Annotated in this window: 10 protein-coding genes; 4 read left to right on the top strand and 6 right to left on the bottom strand. The window is 71.7% G+C overall.

Features of this window, described 5'->3' with window-relative positions; genetic code table 11:
* Positions 1 to 537: DUF3097 family protein (locus D1825_RS02130; RefSeq protein ID WP_118765846.1), on the top strand; the 537-nt coding region annotated here is incomplete at its 5' end.
* 57 nt (positions 538 to 594) lie between these two features.
* Here D1825_RS02130 and D1825_RS18120 read toward each other — a convergent pair.
* Positions 595 to 1,596 carry a DUF2189 domain-containing protein gene (locus D1825_RS18120; RefSeq protein WP_158580663.1) on the bottom strand — a complete coding sequence of 334 codons (1,002 nt, stop codon included), beginning with the start codon at positions 1,594 to 1,596 and terminating at the stop codon, positions 595 to 597.
* 150 nt (positions 1,597 to 1,746) lie between these two features.
* Here D1825_RS18120 and D1825_RS02115 point away from each other — a divergent pair, with 150 nt between their 5' ends.
* Together D1825_RS02115 and D1825_RS02110 are read left to right on the top strand one after the other, a co-directional pair.
* Entirely contained in the window at positions 1,747 to 2,253 is a 507-nt protein-coding gene (locus D1825_RS02115; protein ID WP_118765843.1) for a DUF4870 domain-containing protein, read from the top strand.
* Positions 2,254 to 2,348: 95 nt separating this feature from the next.
* Complete coding sequence (locus D1825_RS02110; RefSeq protein ID WP_118765842.1) at positions 2,349 to 2,726, top strand: DUF4870 domain-containing protein; 378 nt, start codon at positions 2,349 to 2,351, stop codon at positions 2,724 to 2,726.
* A 21-nt stretch (positions 2,727 to 2,747) separates the two neighbouring features.
* Here the strand turns inward: D1825_RS02110 and hemW are convergent, their stop codons facing one another.
* Together hemW and lepA are read right to left on the bottom strand one after the other, a co-directional pair.
* The gene (hemW, locus tag D1825_RS02105; RefSeq protein WP_118765841.1) at positions 2,748 to 3,986 is read right to left on the bottom strand and encodes a radical SAM family heme chaperone HemW; all 1,239 of its coding nucleotides are present in this window, start codon (positions 3,984 to 3,986) and stop codon (positions 2,748 to 2,750) included.
* A complete protein-coding gene (lepA, locus tag D1825_RS02100; protein ID WP_118765840.1) occupies positions 3,983 to 5,872 on the bottom strand; it encodes a translation elongation factor 4 in 1,890 nt (629 codons plus the stop codon). Before lepA ends, hemW begins: the two co-directional genes overlap by 4 nt.
* Positions 5,873 to 5,984: 112 nt before the next feature.
* On the opposite strand from lepA, the gene D1825_RS02095 reads away from it, so the two are divergent.
* Positions 5,985 to 6,689, top strand: coding sequence for a maleylpyruvate isomerase family mycothiol-dependent enzyme (locus D1825_RS02095; RefSeq protein WP_118765839.1), 705 nt, complete (start codon positions 5,985 to 5,987; stop codon positions 6,687 to 6,689).
* Between the two features lie 39 nt (positions 6,690 to 6,728).
* Here D1825_RS02095 and D1825_RS02090 read toward each other — a convergent pair whose 3' ends face one another.
* The 3 genes from D1825_RS02090 to D1825_RS02080 all read right to left on the bottom strand — a co-directional run.
* Complete coding sequence (locus tag D1825_RS02090) at positions 6,729 to 7,568, bottom strand: transglutaminase family protein (RefSeq protein ID WP_118765838.1); 840 nt, start codon at positions 7,566 to 7,568, stop codon at positions 6,729 to 6,731.
* A gap of 25 nt (positions 7,569 to 7,593) precedes the next feature.
* Positions 7,594 to 8,523, bottom strand: coding sequence for an alpha-E domain-containing protein (locus D1825_RS02085; RefSeq protein WP_118765837.1), 930 nt, complete (start codon positions 8,521 to 8,523; stop codon positions 7,594 to 7,596).
* Positions 8,524 to 9,178: circularly permuted type 2 ATP-grasp protein (locus D1825_RS02080; RefSeq protein WP_199721463.1), on the bottom strand; the 655-nt coding region annotated here is incomplete at its 5' end.

The following is a 9,178-nucleotide window of genomic DNA, read 5'->3' as shown; positions in this document are numbered from 1 at the left end:
CACGACGCGCGCGCCCGGGTGGCCCGCGCGAGCCGGATCTGGGTCGAGGGCAAGCACGACGCGGAGCTCGTCGAGAAGGTCTGGGGCGACGACCTGCGCCTCGAGGGCGTCGTGGTCGAGCTGCTCGACGGCGTCGACAACCTCACCGACGCGCTGCGTGACTTCGGCCCCGGGCCGGGACGCCGCGTGGGCGTGCTCGTCGACCACCTCGTGGCGGGCTCCAAGGAGAGCCGGATCGCCGCCGAGGCGACCCGCTCGGCGCCCGCCGGCTCGGTGCTCGTGCTCGGTCACCCGTACGTCGACGTGTGGCAGGCGGTCCGCCCGGAACGCATCGGGCTGCAGGCGTGGCCGACGATCGAGCGCGGCACCGAGTGGAAGCACGGCATCCTGCGCGAGCTCGGCTGGCCCGCCGCCGAGCAGGCGGACGTGGCCCGCGCGTGGCAGCGCATCCTGCGCTCGGTGCGCAGCTACGCCGACCTCGAGCCGACCCTGCTGGGCCGGGTCGAGGAGCTCATCGACTTCGTCACCGCCCCCTGACGCGAGTGAAGGGTTGCGCCCGCACAGCGGGCGCAACCCTTCACCTCGATCCGTCCGTCACTGCACCGGGGCGACAGGCTCCCCGAGCAGGTTGCGGTACAGGTACGAGGTCGCCACGAGCACGACCGGGATCGCGACGAGTGAGCCAAGGCCGCACAGCAGGAAGCCCACGAACAGGATCACCGCGGCGAGCAGGTAGAACAAGATCGTCGTCGACAGGTTCGCGCGCACGAGCTCAAAGCTCGCCTTGATCGCGTCGATCGGCGAGAGGTTCTTGTCGACCACGAACCACAGCGTGAACAGCAGGGCCAGGTTCGCCGCGAGGCTGACGACCTGGCCGATCAGCGGGATCCACGTCACGAGGCCGAGCACGAGGTTGATCCCCGCGATGAGCAACGCCGTGATCAGCACGTTCGTGGCGTTCTCGAACTTGAAGAAGTCGGCGAACTCGAGACGCTGCCCGTAGGTGACCTTGAGCGCGGCCCGCACGAATGCCGCCTCGACGAGGTAGAAGACGAGCGAGAAGATCCCGATGATCAGGATGAAGGTGAAGGACAGCCCGAAGCTCACGGTGCCGTTGTCGTTCGTGCCGAACGCGCTGGCGAAGCCACCAAACCCGACGAGGACGAGGGTAAGAACGACTGCCGAGATGATGAGCCAGGTCAGCGTCGCGAGAACGAAGATGCCGCCGCTGCGCGTGAACGCGTTCCAGCCGTAGCTGATCGCCGCACCGATCGGCGACTGCGGCGCGGCCGGGAAGCCGCCCGCGGGCGGCGGCGGGGCGGCGGGGTACCCGCCGGGAGCCTGGCCGTAGGGACCCGCCTGCGGGGGCGGCGGGTAGCCACCCTGCGGCGGGGGCGGGTAGCCACCGGCCGCGGGCTGGCCGTACTCCGGGGCCGGAGGCGTGTAGCCCGCGGGGGGCTCGGCCGGCGCGCCGTAGGCCGGGGCCGGGGGTGCCGGAGGCTCAGGAGCGGGCGCGGGTGCGTCCGGCTCCGGGTTCACGGCCTTCGGTGCCGGCTCGTCGTCACGCGGCGGCGTTCCGCCTGGGTTCTCGCTCATGTCGGCTTTTCCTCCCGATTGCGGGCCTTCGCGCCCTGGAGTGAGCGAACCGAAACCCGCAGGTGGTGTCAAGGAACCGCACCGCCGTCTCCCCCGCCGGACCGATACGCTGACCAGGGACGACGACAGCACAGCCGCGAGGAGCCGACGATGACCAGCACCGAGCCGGACCCGGAGTTCCTGCGCAAGCCGGACCAGGCCGACGTCTCCCCGCCGGCCGGCGTGCCGCCGTTCCCGCCGCAGCAGCCCTCCGCCCAGCAGCAGCCCTCCGCCCAGCAGCAGCCGTATCCCGGCCAGCAGCAGGCCTGGGCGGCGGCGCCGCCCGTGCCGCTGCGCCCCGACGAGGAGCGGACCTGGGCGATCCTGGCCCACGTGCTCCCGCTCGTCGTGGGCGGCTTCCTGCCCCCGCTGATCATCTGGTTGGCCTTCAAGGGCCGCGGCGCGTACCTCGAGGACCAGGCCAAGGAGGCGCTGAACTTCCAGCTCACGCTCCTGATCGCCTACGTGATCGGCTTCATCACGGTGTTCATCATCATCGGGTTCGCGATCCTCGCGGCCGCCGGCATCGCCGCGCTGGTCTTCGCGATCCTCGCGGGCGTGGCCTCGAGCCGGTACGAGTGGTACCGCTACCCGGTCACGATCCGGTTCGTGAAGTAGCTCGTCGCGCGCGAGCGGCGCCGACGCGCCAGACTCCTGCTCGGCAACGCATCGATCCCGAGGCCGCACATCGGCCCCGCACGCAAGGAGCACCCATGTCCCAGCAGTACCCCACCGGCCCGGCGCGCGGCGCGGACCAGTCCCGCACGTGGGCGATGCTCTCCCACCTGGGCGGCATCCTCACCGCATTCTTCATCGGGTGGGTCGTTTCGCTGGTGGTCTGGCTCGTCGAGCGCGAGCGCGGCACGGGCGCCCGTGAGCAGGCGCGCGTCGCGCTGAACTTCCAGCTCACGCTCCTGATCGGCATGGTCGCGTTCAAGATCCTCAACGCGTTCCCCGTGATCGGCGTGCTGGGCTGGATCGGCATGCTCGCCGTCGGGCTGATCGGGCTCGTGCTCTCGATCATCGCCGCGGTCGCGGTGTCGCAGCACGGCAGCTACCGCTACCCGTTCTCCCTGGAACTGGTGCGCTGACGCGAGCGCCCGAGCGCCGGGTCAGTCGTCGAAGCCCGCGAGGGTCCGCACGACGAGGTCCGCGAGCAGCCGGCCACGCAGCGTGAGCAGCACCCGCCGGTCGGTCAGCAGGGCACGCCCGTTGACGAGCCCGTCCGCGACGAGACCCGCCACCGAGGTGCGCGTGTGCGCGGGCACCTCGTCGAGCGGCATCCCCTCGGACAGCCGCACGTGCAGCATGAGGCGCTCGAGCGTGGCAGCCTCGGCGTCGACGACCTCGCGGCCCGCCGCCGGGCTCAGGCCCTGCTCGAGTCGGCCCGCGTACGCGCGCGGGTGCTTGACGTTCCACCAGCGCACGCCGCCGACGTGCGAGTGCGCGCCGGGTCCGACGCCCCACCAGTCGTCGCCGCGCCAGTAGGCCAGGTTGTGCCGGCACGCGGTGCCGGGGGTGCGCGCCCAGTTGGACACCTCGTACCAGCCGAGGCCAGCCGCGGTGAGCAGCTCGTCGGCCAGCTCGTACTTCGCGGCCTGGTCGTCGCCGTCGGGCAGCTCCAGCTCGCCCCGGCGCACCTGCACCGCCATCTTGGTGCCCTGCTCGACGACGAGCGCGTACGCCGAGACGTGGTCGACCCCGGTGGCGAGGGCGGACTCGACCGAGGCGCGCCAGTCGTCGAGCGACTCCCCCGGCGTCCCGTAGATCAGGTCGAGCGAGACGGCCAGGCCGGCGTCGCGGGCCCACCGCACCACGTCGGGGATGCGCCGCGGGTCGTGCGTGCGCTCGAGGGTGGCCAGCACGTGCGGGACGGCGGACTGCATGCCGAACGAGACGCGCGTGAAGCCGCCGGCCGCGAGCTCCGCGAGCGACTCGGGGGTCACCGAGTCGGGGTTGGCCTCGGTCGTCACCTCGGCATCGTCGGCCAGGCCCCAGGCCTCGCGCACGCCGTCGAGCATGCGCACGAGGTCACCCGCGGGCAGGACGGTCGGCGTCCCGCCGCCGACGAACACGGTCGACGCGGGCCGCACCGGGAGGCCGGCCGCCGCGAGGACGTCGCGCCCGAGCGCGATCTCCCGCAGCGCGGTGTCCGCGTACGACGACTGGCTCGCGCCCCCGCCGAGCTCGCTCGCGGTGTAGGTGTTGAAGTCGCAGTACCCGCAGCGCACCGTGCAGAACGGGACGTGCAGGTACACGCCGAACGCGCGCTGCTCGGCTCCCGCGACGACGGAGCCCGGCAGCCGACCGTCGTCAGGCGCCGCGTCCCCGTCGGGGAGGGCCGGGCTCACTTCTTCTTCGCGTCCTTGGCGTCCCGCCCGCCCGCGGAGCCGGCGGCGTCGGAGGAGAGCGCGGCGATGAAGGCCTCCTGCGGCACGTCGACCCGGCCGATGGTCTTCATGCGCTTCTTGCCCTCCTTCTGCTTCTCGAGCAGCTTGCGCTTGCGCGTGATGTCGCCGCCGTAGCACTTGGCCAGGACGTCCTTGCGGATGGCGCGGATGGTCTCGCGCGCGATGACGCGGGCGCCGATGGCGGCCTGGATCGGCACCTCGAACTGCTGGCGCGGGATGAGCTCGCGCAGCTTGCCCGTCATCATCACGCCGTACGCGTAGGCCTTGTCCTTGTGGACGATCGAGCTGAACGCGTCGACGGTCTCGCCCTGCAGCAGGATGTCGACCTTGACGAGGTCGGCGACCTGGTCGCCGATGCGCTCGTAGTCGAGGCTCGCGTAGCCGCGGGTCTTGGACTTGAGCTGGTCGAAGAAGTCGAAGACGATCTCGGCCATCGGCAGCACGTAGCGCAGCTCGACGCGCTCCTCGGACAGGTAGTCCATGCCCTGCAACTCGCCGCGCTTGCCCTGGCAGAGCTCCATGATCGCGCCGATGAACTCGCTCGGCGCCAGGATCGTGGCCTTGACGATCGGCTCGTGGACCTCGCCGATCTTGCCGCTCGGGAACTCGCTCGGGTTCGTCACGATGACGGTCGACTTGTCCTCGAGGGTGACCTCGTAGACGACGTTCGGCGCGGTCGAGATGAGGTCCAGGTCGAACTCGCGCTCGAGCCGCTCGCGGATGATCTCGAGGTGCAGCAGGCCGAGGAAGCCGACGCGGAAGCCGAAGCCGAGGGCCACGGACGTCTCGGGCTCGTAGTTGAGCGCGGCGTCGTTGAGCTTGAGCTTGTCGAGCGCGTCGCGCAGCACCGGGTAGTCGGTGCCGTCGATCGGGTACAAGCCCGAGAAGACCATCGGCTTGGGGTCGGAGTAGCCGCCGAGCGCCTCGGCCGCGGGCTTGCTCGCGTTCGTGACGGTGTCGCCGACCTTGGACTGGCGCACGTCCTTCACGCCGGTGATCAGGTAGCCGACCTCGCCGACGCCCAGGCCCTTGGAGGGGACGGGCTCGGGCGAGATGACGCCGATCTCGAGCAGCTCGTGGGTAGCGCGCGTCGACATCATGACGATCTTCTCGCGCGGGTTGAGGTTGCCGTCGACGACCCGGACGTAGGTGACGACGCCGCGGTAGGTGTCGTAGACCGAGTCGAAGATCATGGCGCGGGCCGGTGCGTCCGCGTCGCCGGTGGGCGGCGGGACGAGCTCGACGATGCGGTCCAGCAGCTCCTCGACGCCGACGCCCGTCTTGCCCGACACGCGCAGGCAGTCCTCGGGCTCGCCGCCGATGAGCTTGGCCAGCTCCTCGGCGTACTTCTCGGGCTGGGCGGCCGGCAGGTCGATCTTGTTGAGCACCGGGATGATCGTGAGGTCGTTCTCGAGCGCCAGGTACAGGTTGGCCAGCGTCTGGGCCTCGATGCCCTGCGCGGCGTCGACGAGCAGCACGGCGCCCTCGCACGCGGCGAGCGAGCGCGAGACCTCGTACGTGAAGTCGACGTGCCCGGGAGTGTCGATCATGTTGAGCGCGAAGGCCTTGTCGTCCACGCCCCACGGCATGCGCACGGCCTGCGACTTGATCGTGATGCCGCGCTCGCGCTCGATGTCCATGCGGTCGAGGTACTGCGCGCGCATCGCCCGTGCGTCGACGACGCCGGTCTTCTGCAGCATGCGGTCAGCGAGGGTCGACTTGCCGTGGTCGATGTGCGCGATGATGCAGAAGTTGCGCAGCAGCTCCGGAGCGGTCGCGGCAACCTGGATGCGCGACGACGCGGCGGCACTGGGGATCGGGGACACGCGCGGACAGCTCCCGGCTTCAAGGGGGTGGCGGGCGCGATTGGCGCTCGCTCGACGGACGATGACCGGCAGACACCTGTCGGGTGTGGGCGGCCGGCCCCACCATGGTCCCATGACGACGGCCGAGAGCGACGCGCTCGACCACCTCGCGGTGCTCGGCGACCTCCAGGACCAGTTCCTCGCCTCGATCGACCTCGTCGACCCGACCACTCCCATCCCCTGGTGCGGACGCTGGCGGGTGCGCAACCTCGTCGTCCACCTGGCCCGGATCCACCACTGGGCCGCCGGCCAGGCGCAGCGCCGCCAGGAGACGCCGCTGGGCCGTGGGCCGTTCGTGCTCACCGACCTCTACGCCTCCTGCGCGCTCGAGCTGCGCTCGACCCTGGCCGACCTCGACCCCTCGGCTCCCGCGTGGACGCTCGACGACAGCGGCACCGCGGCGTTCTGGCGCCGACGGCAGACCCACGAGACGCTCGTGCACCTGTGGGACCTGCGCACGGCCGGCGGGTTGCCGCTCGACGTGCCCCCCGCGGTGTGGGCGGACACGGTCGACGAGGTCGTCACGGTGATGCAGCCGCGGCAGGAGCGGATGGGCCGGATGGAGCCGTTGGCGGCGCCGATCAAGCTGGTGGCCGACGACACGGACGCGTCCTGGCTTCTCGGCGGCACCGGCGAGCCCGCGGCGCAGGTCACGGGTCCGGCGTTGGCGCTCGCTCTGCTGGTGTGGGGTCGCACCACGCCGGACGACGGCGTCCTCGGCGTGACCGCCGATCGCCGGGCTCTCGACGAGGCGCTTGGCCGCCGACTGACTCCGTGACAATCGGGCGCGACCAACGTCGCGTTGCCGACCTGTGTCTCACCCCTCGCGCGTGATCTCCACCGTCACCGCGAGCTCCTGCGTCCCGCGCCCGGCGTAGATCCCGCGCAGCGGCGGCACGTCGTCGTACGACCGTCCGCGCGCCAGCACCACGTGGTGCGACCCGGCGGGTACGCGGTTGGTCGGGTCGAAGGGCACCCAGTCCCCCACCCACCACTCGACCCAGGCGTGCGACTCGCCGGACACGGTCTCGCCGACCTCGCTGTCGCGGTTCGGGTGCAGGTAGCCCGAGACGTAGCGGGCCGGGATGCCGAGCGCACGCAGTGCGCCGACCGCCAGGTGGGCGACGTCCTGGCACACGCCGGCGCGGGCGGCCCACGCCTCCGAGGCGGGCGTGTGCACGCTCGTCACGCCGGGGATGTACTCGACCTGGTCGCGCAGGGCGAGACACACGGCGAGCGCGGCGGCGTCGGGCTCGAGCCCGTCGGCCGCGGAGCGAGTGAGGTCGACGACCTCGTCGGGCGCCTCCGTCGTCGAGGTGTCCGAGAGGAACTCGGCGAGGCGGTCGCGCACCTCCGGCGAGGCCAGCGTCTCCCAGCTCGCGGGTGACTTCACCGGCGGGCGGTCGCCGACCTCGACCACGTGCTCGGCGGTGATGACGAGCGCCTCGTGCGGCGCGAGCACCTCGAACGCGGTGACGGCGGTGCCCCAGTAGTCGCGGTAGTCCATCGTCCACGTCTGCGGGTGGATGGACAGGCGGGTGTCGACCACGGTCTGGCCCGCCTGCGACAGCGGCGTCATGCGCGCCTCGTTGTAGGACGCCTGCACCGGGCCCGAGTACCGGAAGGTCGACGTGTGGGTGACGCGGAACCGGCTCATCGGTGCCCCTCGTTGCTCGTGGTCACTAGAGAGCCTCCCCGACCCAGTTGGTCGCAGCGCCGGACGGGAAGTAGCGGCCGCGGATCGCGTCGGACGCGGCCGAGCAGGCTCGCTGCACCTTCTCCATCTCCTTGGGCAGGTTGTCGAGGACCTCGCCGAGCGGGCGGTACTCGAGGCTGGTGCGGACGTGGCCGATGTGCCGGCGCGCGTCGTCGACCGTCGCCCGGTCGACGACGGGCTCGAGGGCCGCGAGCGACGCCTCGGCCTGGTTGAGCGCGAACACGATCGAGCGCGGGAACAGCCGGTCCAGGAGGAGGAAGCCGGCGGCCCTCTCGTCGGACGCGGTGCCGCGGTACGTGCGCAGGAACGCCTCGTGCGCGCCGCATGAGCGCAGCAGGGTCGTCCAGCCCGGGCCGGCCGAGCCGGCGAGCGCGCGCGTCGCGAGCAGGCGGGCCGTCATGTCGGCCCGCTCGATCGAGCGGCCGAGCATCATGAACGAGAAGGTGTCGTCCCGCGAGGTCGCGGAGTCCATGATCCCGGCGACGATGGCCGCGCGCTCCCGCACCCACGTGAAGTAGTCGTGCGGCCGCGCGGGGCGCATGTGCGACGGGAGCTGGTTCCACGTCGTGTTGAGGCACTCCCACAGCTCGGTCGAGATGATCTCCCGCGCGCGGCGGGCGTTCTCCCGCGCCGAGACGAGGGAGCCCGCGATCGACGACGGTGCGAACCGGTCGTACGCGAGCATGTCGAGCACGAACTCGCGCCCGACCATGACCTTCTCCGGCGGCGCGGGGCGGTCCATCACGGACAGCAGCGAGCGGCAGGCGAGGTCCTCCTCGGCCCAGGGGTCCTCGAGCAGGATCTGCAGGTGGACGTCGAGCAGGCGGGCCGTGTCGTCGGCCCGCTCCACGTAGCGGCCGATCCAGAACAGGGACTCGGCGATGCGACTGAGCACTTATGCCCCCATCTGCTGCTGCTGCATGACCTGGGCCCGCATGTCGTTCGGGTTGGCCTCGATCGGGACCGCACTGTCGTGCGGCACGGACTGCGGCAGGTCGATCGAGGGCCGCTTGCCCTGCCAGGCGGGGTTGCCGCCGAGCACCCAGGTGTCCTTCGAGCCACCGCCCTGGGAGGAGTTCACGACGAGCTCGCCCTCGGGGAGCGCGACGCGGGTCAGGCCGCCCGGGAGCACCCACACGTCGTCGCCGTCGTTGACGGCGAACGGGCGCAGGTCGGTGTGCCGGGGCCGCAGGCGGTCGTCGATGAGGGTCGGCACGGTCGAGAGCTGCACGACGGGCTGCGCGATCCAGCCGCGCGGGTCGTCCTGCAGCCGGCGCCGCAGCGAGTCGAGCTCGGCCTTGCTGGCCTTGGGGCCGACGACGAGGCCCTTGCCTCCCGAGCCGTCGACGGGCTTGACCACGAGCTCGTCGAGGCGGTCGAGCACCTCCTCGAGCGCGCCCGGGTCCTCCAGGCGCCAGGTGTCGACGTTCGCGAGGATCGGCTCCTCGCCGAGGTAGTAGCGGATCATGTCCGGGACGTAGGTGTAGACGAGCTTGTCGTCGGCCACGCCGTTGCCCACCGCGTTGGCGATGGTCACCGTTCCGTTGCGC

It is taken from the genome of Cellulomonas rhizosphaerae (assembly GCF_003470205.1).
GTDB lineage: Bacteria > Actinomycetota > Actinomycetes > Actinomycetales > Cellulomonadaceae > Cellulomonas > Cellulomonas rhizosphaerae.
The sequence above is the reverse complement of the archived record's forward strand: the minus strand, read 5'-3'. Positions and strand labels throughout refer to the sequence as shown.

What these genes read in the sequence shown, in the direction of transcription:
- D1825_RS18120 (WP_158580663.1), bottom strand. Translation starts at nt 1,596, where the DNA reads ATGAGCGAGAACCCAGGCGGAACGCCGCCGCGTGACGACGAGCCGGCA.
- D1825_RS02115 (WP_118765843.1), top strand. Translation starts at nt 1,747, where the DNA reads ATGACCAGCACCGAGCCGGACCCGGAGTTCCTGCGCAAGCCGGACCAG.
- D1825_RS02110 (WP_118765842.1), top strand. Translation starts at nt 2,349, where the DNA reads ATGTCCCAGCAGTACCCCACCGGCCCGGCGCGCGGCGCGGACCAGTCC.
- D1825_RS02095 (WP_118765839.1), top strand. Translation starts at nt 5,985, where the DNA reads ATGACGACGGCCGAGAGCGACGCGCTCGACCACCTCGCGGTGCTCGGC.
- D1825_RS02090 (WP_118765838.1), bottom strand. Translation starts at nt 7,568, where the DNA reads ATGAGCCGGTTCCGCGTCACCCACACGTCGACCTTCCGGTACTCGGGC.